This is a genomic window from uncultured Microbulbifer sp. (genome assembly GCF_947498635.1).
In the GTDB taxonomy this organism is placed as follows: domain Bacteria; phylum Pseudomonadota; class Gammaproteobacteria; order Pseudomonadales; family Cellvibrionaceae; genus Microbulbifer; species Microbulbifer echini.
On record NZ_CANMKV010000002.1, the window covers coordinates 126,337 to 143,298 of the forward strand.

The 16,962-nt window shown below is 49.2% G+C and carries 14 protein-coding genes; all 14 read left to right on the forward strand.

All coding sequences use genetic code 11. The features are described 5' to 3' along the window. Nucleotides 1-73: 73 nt before the first annotated feature. The 14 genes from Q1A69_RS01785 to glpQ all read left to right on the forward strand — a co-directional run bounded on the left by Q1A69_RS01785 (nucleotide 74) and on the right by glpQ (nucleotide 16,961). A complete protein-coding gene (locus Q1A69_RS01785; RefSeq protein WP_299580195.1) occupies nucleotides 74-1,267 on the forward strand; it encodes a hypothetical protein in 1,194 nt (397 codons plus the stop codon). A gap of 17 nt (nucleotides 1,268-1,284) precedes the next feature. Further along, complete coding sequence (locus tag Q1A69_RS01790; RefSeq protein ID WP_299580198.1) at nucleotides 1,285-2,511, forward strand: hypothetical protein; 1,227 nt, start codon at nucleotides 1,285-1,287, stop codon at nucleotides 2,509-2,511. Nucleotides 2,512-2,606: 95 nt separating this feature from the next. Beyond that, nucleotides 2,607-4,160 (forward strand): hypothetical protein, encoded by a 1,554-nt coding sequence (locus Q1A69_RS01795; RefSeq protein WP_299580201.1) that lies wholly within the window; start codon nucleotides 2,607-2,609, stop codon nucleotides 4,158-4,160. Nucleotides 4,161-4,435: 275 nt separating this feature from the next. Next, nucleotides 4,436-6,526, forward strand: a complete 2,091-nt coding sequence (locus tag Q1A69_RS01800) for an SUMF1/EgtB/PvdO family nonheme iron enzyme (protein WP_299580204.1) — start codon at nucleotides 4,436-4,438, stop codon at nucleotides 6,524-6,526. A gap of 9 nt (nucleotides 6,527-6,535) precedes the next feature. Beyond that, nucleotides 6,536-6,745 carry a hypothetical protein gene (locus tag Q1A69_RS01805; protein ID WP_299580206.1) on the forward strand — a complete coding sequence of 70 codons (210 nt, stop codon included), beginning with the start codon at nucleotides 6,536-6,538 and terminating at the stop codon, nucleotides 6,743-6,745. Nucleotides 6,746-6,767: 22 nt separating this feature from the next. Beyond that, nucleotides 6,768-7,562, forward strand: a complete 795-nt coding sequence (locus Q1A69_RS01810) for a MotA/TolQ/ExbB proton channel family protein (protein ID WP_299580209.1) — start codon at nucleotides 6,768-6,770, stop codon at nucleotides 7,560-7,562. A 48-nt stretch (nucleotides 7,563-7,610) separates the two neighbouring features. Further along, the gene (locus Q1A69_RS01815) at nucleotides 7,611-8,915 is read left to right on the forward strand and encodes a hypothetical protein (RefSeq protein WP_299580212.1); all 1,305 of its coding nucleotides are present in this window, start codon (nucleotides 7,611-7,613) and stop codon (nucleotides 8,913-8,915) included. Continuing rightward, nucleotides 8,905-9,987: a VWA domain-containing protein gene (locus Q1A69_RS01820; protein ID WP_299580215.1), complete on the forward strand. Its 1,083-nt coding sequence runs from the start codon at nucleotides 8,905-8,907 to the stop codon at nucleotides 9,985-9,987. Before Q1A69_RS01815 ends, Q1A69_RS01820 begins: the two co-directional genes overlap by 11 nt. Next, nucleotides 9,984-10,988 (forward strand): VWA domain-containing protein, encoded by a 1,005-nt coding sequence (locus Q1A69_RS01825; RefSeq protein ID WP_299580218.1) that lies wholly within the window; start codon nucleotides 9,984-9,986, stop codon nucleotides 10,986-10,988. The genes Q1A69_RS01820 and Q1A69_RS01825 overlap by 4 nt, the downstream gene beginning before the upstream one ends. Nucleotides 10,989-11,011: 23 nt before the next feature. Continuing rightward, nucleotides 11,012-11,680, forward strand: a complete 669-nt coding sequence (locus Q1A69_RS01830; RefSeq protein WP_299580221.1) for a hypothetical protein — start codon at nucleotides 11,012-11,014, stop codon at nucleotides 11,678-11,680. 11 nt (nucleotides 11,681-11,691) lie between these two features. After that, the gene (locus Q1A69_RS01835) at nucleotides 11,692-12,354 is read left to right on the forward strand and encodes a hypothetical protein (protein WP_299580224.1); all 663 of its coding nucleotides are present in this window, start codon (nucleotides 11,692-11,694) and stop codon (nucleotides 12,352-12,354) included. A gap of 28 nt (nucleotides 12,355-12,382) precedes the next feature. Next, entirely contained in the window at nucleotides 12,383-13,843 is a 1,461-nt protein-coding gene (locus Q1A69_RS01840; protein ID WP_299580227.1) for a M48 family metalloprotease, read from the forward strand. A 210-nt stretch (nucleotides 13,844-14,053) separates the two neighbouring features. After that, entirely contained in the window at nucleotides 14,054-15,685 is a 1,632-nt protein-coding gene (locus Q1A69_RS01845) for a long-chain fatty acid--CoA ligase (RefSeq protein WP_299580230.1), read from the forward strand. Between the two features lie 178 nt (nucleotides 15,686-15,863). After that, the gene (gene glpQ / locus Q1A69_RS01850; protein WP_299580233.1) at nucleotides 15,864-16,961 is read left to right on the forward strand and encodes a glycerophosphodiester phosphodiesterase; all 1,098 of its coding nucleotides are present in this window, start codon (nucleotides 15,864-15,866) and stop codon (nucleotides 16,959-16,961) included. Nucleotide 16,962 lies beyond the last annotated feature (1 nt).

Below are 16,962 nucleotides of genomic sequence, written 5' to 3' on the forward strand. Positions count from 1 at the left end.
GGCAGCCAGGGAAACGCAGGTATTTTTTCCTGCGCCTCCCCGGCATAACGCCAAGCCCTTAAGGAGAAAAGAGATGACAACTCGGAAAGCGGTACGAAAAAGTCACCGCCAGGGCATTAGCTGGCACACTCTGTTCTCTATCGCTGTATTGGCTTCAGTGGTTGCCGGATGCAAAAGCCAGCAAACCCAATCGCAACCACCGGCAGCGCCATCGATGCCCTCTTCCAGTTCTCAGTCGCAGTCTCAGTCTCAGTCTCAGTCTCAGTCTCAGTCTCAGTCTCAGTCTCAGTCTCAGAGCAGTGCCTCATCAAGCAGCAGTGCACAGAGCTCCAGCCAGTCACAATCAACCAGTAGCAGTAATAGGCAGTCCAGTAGCCGCTCTTCGAGCCAGCCCAGCGCTAATATGCCAACGGCGCAACGCGAATCACAGCAGAATTCCGGTACAGCATCCAGTGAAAAACAGCGCTCCTCCCGCGAGCGCTCAGCCGGCGAAAACATGCCAGAGGCCGATTCTCGCAGCCGCTCCCCCTCCTCCCCTACCTATAGTGATGCGCAGCAATCTGCAGAGGAACAGCGCATGCCGCCAGATCCTTCCTCTGGGGAAGAGGGCACCCCGCCAGAAGATATCGACTTTTCTGAGGAGGAGCAGGCAGCCTCCGCTTCCAGCGCTTCCTCTAGCAGCAGTTCGAATTCCTCAAGTAGCTCAGCCTCCAGCAGCAGTGCCAGCGCCGGGGGACAACCCGGCGACAGCGCCGCGCGCGCAGGTAGTGCCCCCAATGAATCTCCCCGCTCTACCGCGGAGAGAGTGGCTGATTTGGAGGGTCGCTTTGAATCCACCATGGTGAGCTACGACGGCATGATCCTGCGCGAACGCGACTATGTCCGCAACAGGCCAGGATCTACTGCGGGCGAGGCGGAAGAGGAAGCAATGGATGAAGCACCGCCCGGAGAATCGCTGGAAGACTTGATTGAATCCGCCGAAGCCGAAATCCCAGCACCACCGGGAAGCGGATCGCCCAGCGGTGGTGGCCCACAACAGAACAATTCCAGCGGCCAGGTGACAGGCCCCGGCTTACCCGCAAAAGGCCGTCAGGGAGAATACAACCACAGTGGCTCTCCGCCAGTGGTGCCTGCAGATATTCCCAGTGGCACCGATGACGATGTGGTGGCCCGACAAATTCGTGAAGCGGCCACCCGGGAGAGCGACCCGGAGTTGCGAGAGAAACTCTGGGAAGAGTATCGAAAATATAAAAATGCGACGAAGTAGTTATAGAGGACGCATAGATGGCACTTTTAACTCACAGCAATTTTGGCAGTCTGCTGACAACACAACGCGTCATTCTGTTTACGGGAATACTACTCGCAATTCTGTTTAGCGGGTGTACCACGACAGAGGTGCGCACCACGGCATTTACCCCCCTCACAATTGAGGATAAAAATATTGCAGAAGAGCGCCTGCTCGATGTAGGCGTTATTCAGTTTGACCCAGGCATTGAAGGTATTGAAGTCGATGAGGACACTCTGATTTTTCCAGAGTTACGTCAAGCCGAATCCCGATTTATAGCCGTGACCCTAGCCGACTCGCTACAATCAAGCCTCGGCTGGGGCGCTGTGAGGGTGATCCCCTCAGCCCGCACCAATATCGATGTGACTATTTCTGGGAGGATCCTACAGTCCGACGGGGAAACGCTCACAATGGAAGTTACCGTAACGGATTCCCGTGGTCAGCGTTGGTTCACGAAAGAGTATTCTGAGTACGCATCGCACTACGCCTATGATCGCAAGCATCCTACCGAGGGCGATGCCTTCCAGGGAATCTATAATCGGGTTTCCAATGACATGCTCGAATATCGCCAAGGTTTATCCAACGAACAAATTGTCGAGATACGTACAATTTCTGAAATGCGCTTTGCCAGAAGCTTTTCACCAGAGGCATTCAATCGCTACCTGCAGCAAAGCCAGGAGGGTATCTACTCCCTAAGTGCTCTGCCTGCAGAAAATGACCCCATGCTCGAGAGAGTGCGAAAAATTCGTGAGCGCGACTATTTATTTGTAGACACTCTACAGGAGTACTACGGAACCTTTGCTAAAACAATGGAAGTTCCCTATCAGGAATGGCGTGCGCGCAGCTATGAAGAAGTACGGCAAATGCGTGAGCTGAAACGCAAAGCCCGCAACCACACCATTATGGGTGCCGCCGCCATTATCGGCGGCATCGCCGCGGCAGGCGCCGGCGGTGGCAGCGCTCAGGCAGCGGGTCAAGTCGGCATTGGTGCAGGCGGTTACCTGATAAAAAGTGGCTTCGATCGTCGTGCTGACGCCAAGATGCATTTAGAGGCATTGCAAGAATTAGGTGATTCCATGGAGGCGGAAGTAGAGCCACAGATCGTCGAGCTTGAGGACCGCACAGTAACCCTAAGTGGATCGGTTGAAAATCAGTATCGACAGTGGCGAGAAATTTTAAAGGAAATTTACGAAGCTGAAACCGCTTCTTCCGAAACCAAAATATGAAATTTTACGCATTATTGAGGTAAATCCATTCATTTTTACATTTTGCAAACACCCAAGATCTTCACCGGGTAACTGAATAACACGGCGGAACCACTATGCAGCACCGCAATAACGCCAAGGAAGATTCAACTCCAATCGAGCCCGCTGAATTTAGTTTTGGCGGTGAGGGAGCTCGCACACCAACACGTACTGTTCAGCACGCAGAAAAGCGCAACAAAGACAGTTCCTACTGGCCCCTTATACTTGGAACAATTATGTTCAGCGGATTAGTGGGGGTCTTTTGGGGGTTACCACAAATTGTAGAAACGCCAAAATTACAGTCCGATGAAACGGTATCTGCAACAGCGCAGAATAAGCCAGAAGAAAGTCCCATACCGGCTTCTCCTTATTCAGATGCCGAAATCATGCAACAGCGCAGAGATGTGCAAAAAATATTGCAAGACATTCTCGTGCTTAAGGAGGAACTACAGGAGCGTCAAGTAGAAGTGTGGGCTTTTGAGGATTTTTACGCAGCTGAAGATCTAGCCCTTAAAGCCGATAGTATCTATCGCAAACGGCAATTTATGCAGGCCCTGGAAAAATACCAGGAATCTCTGCAAGCATTGGAAACACTGCGTGATAGCATCCCTGAGCGTATAGAGACACACCTCGCGGAAGGCAATCGGGCGCTGGACACAGGGCATCTCGATGCGGCCATTGATGAGTTCAACCTGGTACTGACCATCTCAAGAGATCACCCCAGAGGTCTTAAAGGGCTGGAGCGTTCCGATACATTACCATTAGTCTGGTGGTCGTTTATTCAGGGCAAACAAGCCTATCTGGATTCCGATTTAGATCTAGCAAAATCATCCTTGAAAAAAGCACTGTCTATAGACCCAAAAACTGTCCCAGCCCAGGCTTTGCTGGCAAAGGTAGAGATGGAAATAACGGAGAGGGACTATAAGGAAGCGATGTCCGAGGGCTATGCCGCCATCGCTGACAAGAAATACAACTCCGCCAAACAGTTTTTTAATCAGGCACAAGCATTAAAACCCAAAGCCAAGGCGCCAGTAATTGGCCTAAAGCAGGCACGCAATGGCGTCGAACGGGAAAAAATTAACAAACTATTGAGTTTGGCACGCTCACATGAGGAAAAAGAAGATTGGCACGATGCTCTGAGTAGCTATACAACTTTGCTCAAAAAAGATGGGAGCCTGGTTACTGCCGTAACCGGTAAAGCAAGAGCCTCTGCCAGGGCAAAATTAGATGACCAATTACAAGAACTGCTCAAGGATCCCCTCACCTTAAGCGAAGGCAAACGCAATCATTTTGCTCGCAAGGTACTCGCAGATGCAAGAAAGGTGAAATCACAAACACCGCGCCTGGCCACCCAAATAGAAAACCTGGAAAATGCGCTCACCCAATCCCTGATACCACTTCCCGTGCGCTTTAAATCTGACCGAAGCACCAGTGTCACAATTTACCATGTTGGAAGGCTCGGTAATTTCGACCAGCGCGAAATTGCCTTAAAACCCGGTCGTTATACCGCGGTAGGCACCCGCGAAGGATATCGTGATGTCCGTCGTGAATTTATTGTAAAGCCAGGAAAACCTGTCACAGAAGTTGTTATTCAATGCGCCGAGAAAGTAAACGGCGCTAATAATAGCTAAATGCTCGAACCCATAAGGCGAAAGAAAATCTAATAAACAGATATTCGCATAGGGTCTGTCTTGAAATGAATCATCAGATTCATTCATAGGACAAGAAGTGTTCTGTGACAAACGGCTCGCTGATTGCCGTCTCTCCGGTACCAGCGAGCTAAGCTTTATTGCACACAGAAAAGCATCCACCCAAGCTTTGGTATCCACAACACAATAGAGTGTGATCGGCCGATATCAGGGTTATTGCGATAACTCCATAATGAAACAGCAATAGGGAAGCATAAATGGCAGTAAAAGAGGCAGTACCTGCCCAAGATGAGAAATCTGCAATCGATGACTCCCCACTCATCGAACCTATAGGGTTTACGCCTGTTCAGATCAACTCAACCCGCACGCGCTTATTTTTCACGAGGCGTGCCCTGATGGTGGCGGCCTGTTTATTGTTGAGCCTCTTAGTACTGATCTATTTAGTTATCGCACGCTCCCTTATTTTTGAGACTCAGCCGAATAACGCAGAAATCAGCATCAGTGGTTTTGCCTTGCCACTTGGGGATGGGCACCTGGTATTACCAGGTAACTACAGTTACACCATCAGCGCAGATGGTTACCTTTCCAAAAGTGGCGAGGTGGAAGTCAGTAGTGATGGGCACAGCCGCCACACTGTGACTCTGGAAAAACTTCCCGGCCACCTGCAAGTGGAGACTGATCCGTCCGTACCGGTTAAGGTATTAATCAATGGCAGCGAGGTCCCCAATAAAAACGGACTGGTTGAAAACCTAAGTCCGGGCGGGCTGCGGGTTACCGTACTCTCCGATCGCTACCTGCCTTTTACCCGTGAAATTAAAATTGAAGGGCTTGACAACACTTATCGACTGGCAGCCAATCTCCGCCCGGCCTGGGCCAATATCCGGATTAGCAGTAATCCTCCAGGTGCCACAGTCAGCGCCAATGGAAAAGTGTTAGGCACCACCCCCCTCAATACAGAGCTAGTCCAAGGCGATAGGGTTGTCTCTATTTCCCTACCAGAGCATAAAACTGTCGATGTACCTGTGGCTGTTACTGCGGGTGTGGATCAAACTCTTCCCACGGTGAATCTCGGACCCGCCGATGGTCTGCTACGGGTGGTTACCACCCCCGAGGGCGCGGGCGTTACCGTTGATGGTGAATTTCGTGGTCACACTCCACTGGAGCTCGAGCTGACATCGGGGAAAATTCACCGCTTACGTTTTTTTAAGGATGGCTATGCATCGATTGAGCATACCGTAGATCTATCCGCCGGCATGGAGCGCGACCTCAATGTCAATTTAAACGCAGTGTATGGCAGGGTATACGTAACAAGTGTCCCCTCTGATGCAGAAGTGTACATTGATGGACAGTACGCTGGTAAAAGCGGCCAGACGTTCAACCTCCCCGCCAAAAGTCACAATATTGAGGTACGTAAAAACGGCTATAAAGCCTTCGATACCAAGGTAATACCCAGCGCCAAATTGGAACAGACCGTACGGGCCGTATTATTGACCAGAGAGCAGGCTCGCTGGCAACAGGTTCCCTCTAGTTATCGTCACGGCGCAGGAGGGACCATGAAATTGATGCGACCCAATGCCGTATTTACTATGGGTTCCTCACGTCGTGAACAGGGACGCCGAGCCAATGAGGTAATGCGCCAGGTTTCTCTCAACCGCCCTTTTTATATCGGAGCCACTGAGGTTACCAACCGTGAATTTCGCCGCTTTAAACGCATGCATACCTCTCGACATGTCAACGGGATAAGCCTGGATAATGACAACCTCCCCGTTGTGAGTATCAGCTGGATTGATGCCGCCCTATTCTGCAATTGGCTCAGTGATCGCGATGGCCTAGCACCGGTTTATCTCACCGAGCGTGGACGCATCGTAGGTTTTGATTCTGCGGCAGATGGCTATCGCCTACCCACAGAAGCCGAGTGGGCCTGGTTGGCCCGCTATGATAAAGGCACCATGCGCAAATACCCCTGGGGCAACGAACTCCCTATCGGTGCCAACTCCGGAAACTACGCCGATAGTCACGCAGCCAAACTAGTACCGGCTGTTTTACGTACCTATAGCGATCGCTATGCCGCAACAGCGCCGGTTGGTAGTTACAGCCCGAACCCCCTCGGTATTTATGACCTGGGCGGCAATGTTTCAGAGTGGATTCACGATCTTTATACCATTGGCACTGGGCTCTCATCGCGCCTGGAAGAAAACCCGGTGGGGCCTCAGGATGGTGACTACCATGTAATTCGCGGCTCCAGTTGGCGACATTCAGGTTTGACCGAATTACGGCTTTCTTACCGCGACTATGGTGAAGGTCCTCGCAATGATATTGGTTTCAGAGTGGCGCGCTGGATCAATTAAGGGAAAAACATGTTTAGGATCCTTTTAATACTCATCACTTTTTTTTCAGCATATTTGGTTGCTGAGGAACAGCAAGACAACGATAAAATTTCTGTTGCTCAGGTGAATAAAGAAAAACCAGACAAAAATAAAAATAAGCGCCGCAGTAATTCTGACGACTACAAATCCTCAGAGGAGATATCCGAGGATTTATCCGTTGCCTATCCAGTGGACATTTAGAGAAGCAGCCAAGAGCACCATCATGAAATTTAAATCTTCCGACTTTATTTTCCAGGTATTCGCGCTGCTGGGCTCAGTTATCCTTGTTCACGCGATTTACGTAGCCATCATCCGGCCCAATGCAGATGCTTTGATCGAAGAGCAGCTCGCCCGGGAAGCTGCAGGGGAAACCTACGTACAACAGCGCTCAATCTATATCGTAATGAGGGATTATGAACAAGAGGCCTGTTTTGTATTGATGCTTTGGGCTATGGCCATCATGGGCTTAAAAGCACACAAAAGCATCCGCGAGCGCAAGCTACTCAATAAGGCTCTGCTCAATATTAGTGAGGGCACGCCCATACTGCCTGAGGATACCCGTGATCTCTCTCGCCCTATTCAGGCTCTCCCCGAGGAAGAGCGAAGTTTCCTGGTGCCCAGGGCCCTACTGACCGCCCTACAAAGATTCGGCTCGACCAAAAATGTTGCTGCGGTATCCAATTCGATAAAAGAAGTGTGTGAAACCGAAGGTGACCGTCTCGACTCCGAACTGGCGATGGTGCGTTATATCACTTGGGCAATTCCCTCAATCGGGTTTATTGGCACAGTACGCGGCATCGGCGAGGCCCTAGCCCAGGCTCACAAGGCCGTTGAAGGTGATATTGCCGGGGTCACCGTTAGCTTGGGGGTCGCCTTTAACTCCACATTTATCGCCTTGGTAATTAGTATCGTCATCATGTTTTTTACCCACCAGTTACAGCTGATGCAAGAGAGACTGGTACTGGACACACAGAGCTATTGCGATAACCGCCTACTGAGATTTCTCAAAATCAGTTAACCGTCATCAAGAATCACTATCTCCGATATTGGCCGTGAGGAATACTCCATGGGACAAGGCGTCCTTGAAATCAATGACTGTGGTTTAAGGGTTTTTATCGGCACTACCGAAGTTCTGGAAAGTCCCGGCATTGCCGTCATTGAACCCAGCCGGGTTCACATAGGCACCTCCGCGCAAATGCGTGCGCGCAGCCACCCTACTCAGGTCAACAATCAGTTCTGGCGAAGACTCAGCCTTGAATCGTTGAAATCAGCCAATCAGCGCTGCCGTCATCACGCCGACCTCGCCTACTGCCATCTACAGGAAATAGCCGAACACTGTGACCTTCCCGAGGAGCTGGTATTGGCGGTTCCGGGTAACTTTACCCGTGAACAGCTGGCTCTATTGCTTGGAATTATCAATGAAAGTGATATGAATGTCGTTGGAATGGTTGATTCAGCAAGCGCTGCGATCGGTGATCTGGCGCCCTCCGGCCTGCAAATCTATGTTGAGTTGCAACTGCATCAGACGCTGGTTTCCCGCGTCATAGTGGAGCAACACGCCACTGTAAAGTCTGCCGAGAGTGTTGCTGATGCTGGCTTAAATCACTTCCAAGAGGCCTGGGCACGGGTATTTACCGATGCATTTGTTATGCAGTGCCGCTTTGACCCGCTCCATTCGGGTGAGTCTGAACAACAACTTTACGATCTGATGCCCCAATGGGTAAATTGCGCAATGCACCAGGGTGAAGTGTTAGCGGAACTTGATGATCGCACTGCAAAAGTATCTTTACGCCAACTTCAAGATGCCTCCGCCCCCATTCTCTCTCGGGTACGAGCCATGATCGAGAACCATGCGGAAAGCGATAGCGTGAGCTTTATTTCCCATCGTTGGGCCGACATTCCCGGAGGCTTACAGCTGGTGCAGCGAATGTATCTTCTTTGCAGAGACAGCATCGCCCAATCGATTAAAAATCGGTGGAAAGAGTTACGCAGCGACGATTCCACGCTGCGCCTTGTCAACAGCATCAGTGCGGTTCCGGAAAGCAAAATCACCGTGCGCCTGGACACGCCTAAAGAAGCGGCAGCAACGCACTTATTATTTGGCCATCGCGCTCTTGCTGCACAACAGCCTCTCTTTGTTTTCTGGCATGAAGATAAATTCAAGGTAACCCCCACACCTCCTGACCACCCTGCGGCAACGGTCACCAACCATGCCGGCCGTTTGGCACTAAGGGTCGATGCGGGTATCCACCTGATGCTGAATGGTGAGGAAATTGCCGCTCCGGTTAATCTCAATGCCGGAGATAGGATTGGTATTGCGGATAGACAGGATGTCATAACCGCAATCAGCGTGGAACGCTATGAGACGTAAAAATCGGCGTTTCTCCACCTTTAGCCTCTCCTTTCTTGACATCATGTCTTGTGGATTTGGTGCCGTTGCCCTGATTTTCCTGATTATCAAGCACGGCTCTGATCACGAGATAGAAGTGGAAACCGAAGACCTCAGCGCCGAGGTCAACCTGCTTCAAGAAGAGGTTGAATTTGGTGAAGAACACCTTGTTCAGGCCCGCAATACACTGGACATCGTTAGCGATGAATTGGTTGATGCCCAGGGATTAGCACGCCGAATACTGGAACAAATTCAGGACGTGAAAGGAAATATCGCAGAAATAGACAGCGTCGACGAACAGGAAGATATAAAAAGGCTGCAAGATAAACTAAAAAAACTGGAGCAGGCCAAAAAAAATCTGGAAGAGGAAAACAAAAAGCTCGGAAATAATGTGCGTAAATATGTTGGCGATGGCGATCGTCAATATCTCACAGGACTTCGGCTTGGAGGCAATCGAATCCTGATCCTCCTCGACGCTTCTGCTTCGATGCTCGGTGATGAACTTATCAAGGTTATTCGCGCCCGCAACATGTCTTCAAGGGTAAAACGACAAACAGAAAAATGGCGCCGAGCAATCAATACCGTCTCCTGGCTCACCGCCCAGTTGCCTCCAGATAGTCAGTACCAGATCTATACTTTCAATACATCTTTTCGCGCCGTCATTGCCGGAACGGAAGATCGCTGGCTCAATGTGGATGATCGCGACCAGCTGGACAAGGCCATCAAGGGATTGGACGAAGTTGTGCCTGAGCATGGCACCAGTTTGGAAAGAGTATTCAATGCCATTCACGCTATGAAATCTTTACCCGACAACATTATTTTGATTACCGATGGCTTGCCCACCCAGGGCATGAAGCCCCCCAGAGGTGCCACAGTATCCGGCAGAGAGCGGCGTAATCTGTTTAAACGAGCGGTGAAAGTTCTTCCCAGAAATGTGCCGGTTAACATAATACTGACCCCAATGGAGGGAGACCCTTTTGCCGCCAGTGAATTCTGGAAGCTGGCAATGCAAACACAGGGCTCTTTTTTGGCACCATCGAGGGACTGGCCATGATCAGCTCTTCAAAAAAGAGACGGCAGGAAGAATTCAGCATCTCTTTTCTGGATGTAATCTGCTGTGGTTTTGGAGCCATTGTTCTATTACTGATGATTGCCAAAACTGCCGAGCCTATTGTTTTAGAAGAGGCCGAGATAGACCTGGAAGCGCAGGTTATCGAGTTGCAACAACAACTTGCTCAGATTCGTGGCGAAACCACCATTCTTAATCGCGACCTTAATGCCAAACGTGAACAGATCGATATTGAACACAAACGCATAGCCAACCTACGTGGAGAACTGGAAGCTCTACAGGCTGTTTACGCCAGTAAAACCGAAGGTCAGAGTGAAGAAGGGAAATTAAAAGGTAAGTTAACCATAGCCCTACAGTCAATGACCGATGAAATGCGGCGCCTGCTTGGGGAAAATTACCAACGCAAGAATAATGTTATCGGTGGCATACCCGTCGACAGTGAGTACATCCTTTTTATTATTGATACATCCGGCAGTATGTTTAACTACGGATGGGATCGTATGATGTCAGAAATGGTCAATACCCTGGATCTCTACCCCAATGTCAAAGGTATTCAGGTAATGAATGACATGGGAGATTACATGTTTTTCAATTACCGTAATAAATGGATCCCAGACACACCTGGACGTCGTCAGGCAATTCTTCAACGACTTAAGACCTGGAATCCTTTTAGTAATTCCAGTCCTGTAGAAGGTATTCAAAAAGCGGTACGCAGCTTTTACGATCCCAGCAAAAAAATCAGTATTTATGTGCTCGGGGATGAGTTCACAGGAAAGTCAATACGTAATGTCATGCTCGCCGTAGATCGCGTCAATGCTCAGCATGGTGAGGGAAAACGCAATATTCGTATCCACGCAGTGGGGTTCCCCATACAGTTCTCACGACCTCCCCATTTACAAACCACCGGTCTTCGCTTTGCCGCCTTAATGCGAGAATTAACCTACCGCAACGGTGGCACTTTTGTTGGTCTTAATGATTTTCGCTAGCTGATTTACACCAGGAGTCATTCATGATGTACAGGATAAAGGAGGCTTCCACATTTCATCTGGCGATTGTGGTCATTATCTCCGTATTACTCGCAGCTTGTTCACATACCGTGCAGGTTGAAGGGCGATACCCCTCTCCAGTAGGACAGCAGCTTCCTCTCTCTGTGGGCATTTACCTCAGTGAGGATTTTAAAAATTATACCTACCAAGAAGAAAGTGAAGATCGGGAGGAATGGAAAATAAATACTGGCAGAGCCCAGGAAAGCCTCTTTGAGACAGTACTCGGCTCTATGTTTCTAAATACGGTCTCTCTATCGGAGTACCCCCAGGATCTGCCCGCCAATGTAGAACTTGTCATAGTCCCCGAGGTGAGAGAGTTGCAATTCACCATGCCCCGGGAGACCAGAGTTAATATTTTTGAGGTTTGGATCAAGTATGACATGAATGCCTATGATTCCCGCGGAAATCAGGTAGCTAGTTGGGTAATCACAGCCTACGGAAAAACCCCTACAGCGTTTTTACAATCTCAGGAAAAAGCACTCACTCAAGCTATCAACATCGCCTTGCGCGACGCCGGAGCAACCCTTTATACAGGTTTTGGGAAAGTACCTGAATTACAGGCATTTCTCTCAGGAAAACTCAGGTCCGCCTCATTGCAAGAATTCAAAGTGAAGTCCATCAAGGCTGAATAGAGGATTATATCGTGTTCAAGCCATTCATTGTTTTAATTCTGATATTCCTCAGCGGCTGCACCACTGTCGTTATTGATGAATACAGACGTAGTGACGGTGAGCTCGCTGCTGGGGACTCCGTGGTAATTTTGGGCCGACGCCATTCTAGTGACTATGAAACTGAACCCAATCTTATCGCCTGTGTAGGCCGGGAATTACATAACCCGGAGATGGGGGTTAATATTATTCCTGAGAAGGAATTTGTCGACATAATGTATCCCTGGTTCGAGCCGCGAACTGCTCCTATGCATGTGCGTTCACTGGATCGCCTGATGGAAAATAGAGAGGTCAGGGAGAAAATGGAGGCCTACGGGGTGAAGTACATTGTGTGGATAGACGGCTCCACTGAAACCACTGCCAGCGCGGGTTCTATAAGCTGTACTATCAGTACCGGTGGAGCCGGTTGTTTTGGCTTCGGGACCTGGGACAAGGAATCCGATTATGAGGCCTCTGTGTGGGATTTCCGCGATCGGGAACTTTCCGGCAAACTCAGTGCGGATGCCAAAGGCACCTCCTATATGCCAGCTATCGTTATCCCGATCCCTCTCATTGCCAGAGTACAAAACAATGCTTGTAAAGGCATGGCGGTACAACTTCAACAATTCCTAATACCCGCAGCAGCAACCAGTTCATAAATAATAAACAAGCAGGGAGGCTGAGGTAATGCAATATTTGGTAAGACTGTGCGTCGCTCTATTGTTCACAGTATGTGCGGCCTGCGCATTCAATCCGGCCACCAACCGCCCGGATCTGGTTTTAATGTCCGAAGACAAGGAGATTTCCATTGGCAAGGAGATGCATGAAAAGCTGATCGAAAGTACTCCAATTTATCGGGACCCCGTGCTTGCCGCCTATGTAGATCACGTAGGGCAAAAGATTGCAGTGGCCAGTGATAGACCCGATATCAAGTACCATTTCACCATCATCGACAGCCAGGATATCAATGCCTTCGCTCTGCCGGGCGGCTATGTCTATATCAATCGCGGCCTACTTACCTACCTCCACTCCGAAGCAGAAATGGCCGCGGTGCTTGCCCATGAAATTGGACATATCACCGCACGCCATGCGGTTCGCCAAAAAACAGCCTCCACGGGCGCGAGTGCCGCATCGGTATTATCTGTGCTCGTCACCGGTAGTCGCGTTGTTGGTGATGCCGCCAATCTGTGGAGCACCGCAGCAGTAAAAGGCTATGGAAGAGAAATGGAATTGGAAGCAGACCGCTTTGGAGCCCAGTATATGTTCAAGGCCGGTTATGATCCAGAAGCCATGATCAGTGTCATCGGCATACTTAAGGATCAGGAAACGTTTGCTCGCCGACGAGCAAGGATTGAAGGTAAAAAACCACAGACCTATCATGGTGTTTTCTCCACCCACCCCCGTAACGACATTCGTCTACAGGAAGTCGTCAAAGCAGCTGGCACCCTACCAGCAGAAAACAAGGACATTAAGGTCGCCTACTATCGTGAAAAAACAGATGGTTTGATTTACGGCGATAATGCCAGGCAATCCAACAAGAACCGCTTTAACCACAAGCGCCTCGGATTCTCCCTCCTATTTCCCGATGGCTGGACAGTGGCCAATGAACGCTCCTCTATCGTCGGCACCGCCCCTGACAATTCAGCCAAAATTACTATTAAGGTTGCGAAACGCGATGGGAACCAGCCCGCCGATATGGCATTGCGAGAAGAATATGATTCAAATAAATTTGAACAAAGTGAAAAGCTAGATCAATACCAGCTTGAGGGTTACACCGGCAAAATATCCAGTTCCAAGAAGAAAGGCCTGGACCCAGACCGAGTAGCCATTATCTATTATGGTAGCCGTCAATTTATGCTTGAGGGGAAAATTATTGATACAGAGTCCCAGGAAAAGGACCATCTTGAACATTATGACACGCTATTTTTAACCAGTATCCGTAGCTTTCGTCCCCTGCGTAAAACCGATATTGTAGAAAAAGATATTAGGCGCCTTCACTATGTAAAAGCCAATGAAAAAACCACTTTCTCTTCTTTAGCCAAGCATATGGAAATTGGAGAGTATGCAGAGGAGCAGCTTCGCCTTCTAAATGGTTATTATCCACGGGGCGAACCCGAACCCGGTGAGTGGATAAAAATAGTGAAGTAAAAAAAACGACATCCTCAGAAATATATTTTGCACTTATGTAAATATTCTGTATATATTTCTTAGCCCCATAACAAGACTGCCCATTAAGTAAAGTTATATTCAGTAACTTTTAGATTCATGAGTACCAAAAAGGGACCAATGGACTCTATTCTAAAAAACCTTATAAATAATCTATAAAAGCAACCATAAATATAACAATAGGAGACAAACATGAATGGCATGATGATGCAGTCTCAATTGACCCTCACCGGTATTATGCAACATGCACTGAGTAATTCACCTGATAGTGAAATTGTCTCTGTTACTCAGGATAATCCACAGTTTCGTTATACCTATAGAGATGCTTTTAGGCGTTCCGCACAGCTCGCCCAGGCACTGTCTCGGCTCGGCGCCAATCGTGGAGACCGTATCGGCACGCTTGCCTGGAATGATCATCGCCATTTCGAACTCTATTATGCCACTTCGTGCAGTGGGCTGGTTTGTCACACTATCAACCCACGTCTATTTCCAGAACAAATTCACTACATCATCGAACATGCCGAAGACCGCTGGCTATTTGTAGACCCTATGTTTGTCCCATTGATAAACAAAATGGCGGATAGGTTTACCAACCTTGAGGGTATTATTGTATTGACCGATAGGGCAAATATGCCCGAAAGTCAGCTGTCCAATTATTTCTGCTATGAAGAATTCCTCTGTAGCCACTCTGGTGATTTCCACTGGCCTGAATTGAGTGAGCAAAGTGCGGCGGCACTCTGCTATACCTCTGGTACCACCGGCAATCCCAAGGGGGTGCTCTACTCTCACCGCGCTATGACCCTACATACTTACGGGGTTCTCCTGCCGGATGTTTTTGCCATTCGCCACAATGAAGCCATTTTGCCCGTTGTCCCCATGTTTCACGTCAATGCCTGGTCCATCCCCTATGCGGCACCAGCCGTCGGCGCCAAGCTGGTTTTGCCTGGCCACAAAATGGGCTGTGGCGAAACACTCTGCAAACTTATGCAGCAGGAATCGGTCAACATCGCTGCGGGTGTCCCTACCGTCTGGCTCGCACTACTCAAATATTTACGCGAAAGTGAAGAAACGATTTCCAGCCTCAATCGTGTAGTTGTCGGCGGCTCCGCCTGTCCATGGAGCATTATGGAAGAGTTCGAGGATAGACATGGTGTCTACACACATCATGCCTGGGGCATGACAGAGATGAGCCCACTCGGCACTTACAATGCACGAGTAGATCCCAGGTTGCCGGCAGCACAAGCCAAAACTCTTCGCCTCAAACAGGGGCGAGCAGGGTTTGGAGTGGAAATGCGTATCGTCGATCCTCTCGGAAGCCCACTACCCCATGACGGTATCGAATTTGGCGCATTACAAGTGCGGGGCCCCTGGGTTTGCGAACGCTATTATAAAGCGCAGGAATGCGCCCTCACTCCCGACGGTTGGTTTGATACCGGCGACGTAGCGACGATTGATCCTTTAGGCTACCTGAGCATTACTGATCGCACCAAAGATGTGATTAAATCCGGAGGTGAATGGATTTCCTCTATTGAGCTGGAAAACTTCGCGATGACCCTGGATGGCGTTGCCGAGGCAGCAGTCATCGGAGTCCCCCATGAAAAATGGACCGAGCGGCCGCTATTGATTGTGGTGCCCGAAGCGGAAAGTAGGCCCGAGCCCAAGAAGATACTAAACGCCTACCAAGGACGCTTTGCAAAGTGGTGGATTCCCGACGACTGCGTCATTTCCCTGGAGCTACCCCATTCGGCTACGGGTAAGATCAGTAAAAAAGACTTACGTGAACAATTTTCTCAACATCTCTGGTCACAAGCAATGTCCGTATAAGGCCCCCTGAGAATCAATCCATAACCGGGCACTGAGCCCGGTTTCTTTTTTAAAAAACCCAACGGCAATTCAAAAATGTCTTATGTTTCACACTCTCTCTCGATATACTGGCACTGATATATCCCTGTCATATTTTTTTGCTAGAAAGTTTCCCACATTAATTTGGGACGCCTTGCAAATGTTCAAAAAAATCCTATCTACATTATTAATCATTGGCTCTACCGTCGCGAGTATCACCTGTGCCGAAAGTACAGGTAGTGGGTCCAAGCACCCGCTAATCATTGCTCACCGAGGTGCATCCGCTTATTTGCCAGAGCACACACTAGAAGCTAAAGCCATGGCTTATGCCATGCGCCCAGATTATATCGAGCAAGACCTAGTACTTAGCAAAGACAATCACTTGATTGTTATGCACGACATCTACCTCGATAGCACGACCAATGTAGCTGATGTCTTTCCGGGCCGGGCTCGTGAGGATGGCCACTATTACACCATCGATTTCACCCTTGAAGAGCTAAAAAAGCTGCAGGTCAGCGAAGCCTTTACCATGGGAGAAAACGGCCCCCAGGCAAAATATCCAAACCGTTTTCCCCTGTGGAAATCCAGCTTCCAACTTTCCACTTTCGAAGAGGAGTTAGAGCTGATACAGGGCTTAAACAAATCCCTCGGCTACGAGATCGGTATTTACCCCGAAATAAAAAAGCCCTACTTTCATCACTGGGAAGGCAGAGATATCGCCGCTGAAGCTTTACAAACACTCAAAGAATATGGCTATACCGATAAACAGCAAAAGGTGTTCTTGCAGTGTTTTGATGCTGAGGAATTACAAAGAATAAAATTTGAGTTAATGCCCGCCCTGGGTCTAGATCTGTCACTCGTTCAACTAATCGCCGCCACCAGCTGGGGAGAAAAACTCGTTGAGGTTGACGGTACTCTTCAAAATTATGATTACGATTGGATGTTAGAGAGGGGTGGCTTACGTAAAATAGCCAACTATGCCGACGGTATCGGACCTTGGTACCCCATGCTGATAGAAATTGAAGATGGTCAACCAAGGGCCAATAATGTGGTACGCCGTGCGCATCAAAGAGACTTGCAGGTTCATCCCTACACATTCCGTGCTGATCCGGCACAGCTACCGGAACAATTCGAGAGCTTTAATCAATTTTTACATTTTGCAGCCTATCAACTGCGTGTAGACGGAATTTTTACCGATCAGCCTGATCAGGCTGTCAATTACCTATCCCGCCCCCGCCCGAGAAAGGCTGAATACTGAA

What these genes read in the sequence shown, in the direction of transcription:
- Q1A69_RS01805 (WP_299580206.1), top strand. Translation starts at nt 6,536, where the DNA reads ATGTTTAGGATCCTTTTAATACTCATCACTTTTTTTTCAGCATATTTG.
- Q1A69_RS01845 (WP_299580230.1), top strand. Translation starts at nt 14,054, where the DNA reads ATGAATGGCATGATGATGCAGTCTCAATTGACCCTCACCGGTATTATG.
- Q1A69_RS01810 (WP_299580209.1), top strand. Translation starts at nt 6,768, where the DNA reads ATGAAATTTAAATCTTCCGACTTTATTTTCCAGGTATTCGCGCTGCTG.
- Q1A69_RS01825 (WP_299580218.1), top strand. Translation starts at nt 9,984, where the DNA reads ATGATCAGCTCTTCAAAAAAGAGACGGCAGGAAGAATTCAGCATCTCT.
- Q1A69_RS01820 (WP_299580215.1), top strand. Translation starts at nt 8,905, where the DNA reads ATGAGACGTAAAAATCGGCGTTTCTCCACCTTTAGCCTCTCCTTTCTT.
- Q1A69_RS01790 (WP_299580198.1), top strand. Translation starts at nt 1,285, where the DNA reads ATGGCACTTTTAACTCACAGCAATTTTGGCAGTCTGCTGACAACACAA.
- Q1A69_RS01830 (WP_299580221.1), top strand. Translation starts at nt 11,012, where the DNA reads ATGATGTACAGGATAAAGGAGGCTTCCACATTTCATCTGGCGATTGTG.
- Q1A69_RS01840 (WP_299580227.1), top strand. Translation starts at nt 12,383, where the DNA reads ATGCAATATTTGGTAAGACTGTGCGTCGCTCTATTGTTCACAGTATGT.
- Q1A69_RS01800 (WP_299580204.1), top strand. Translation starts at nt 4,436, where the DNA reads ATGGCAGTAAAAGAGGCAGTACCTGCCCAAGATGAGAAATCTGCAATC.
- Q1A69_RS01815 (WP_299580212.1), top strand. Translation starts at nt 7,611, where the DNA reads ATGGGACAAGGCGTCCTTGAAATCAATGACTGTGGTTTAAGGGTTTTT.
- Q1A69_RS01785 (WP_299580195.1), top strand. Translation starts at nt 74, where the DNA reads ATGACAACTCGGAAAGCGGTACGAAAAAGTCACCGCCAGGGCATTAGC.
- glpQ (WP_299580233.1), top strand. Translation starts at nt 15,864, where the DNA reads ATGTTCAAAAAAATCCTATCTACATTATTAATCATTGGCTCTACCGTC.
- Q1A69_RS01795 (WP_299580201.1), top strand. Translation starts at nt 2,607, where the DNA reads ATGCAGCACCGCAATAACGCCAAGGAAGATTCAACTCCAATCGAGCCC.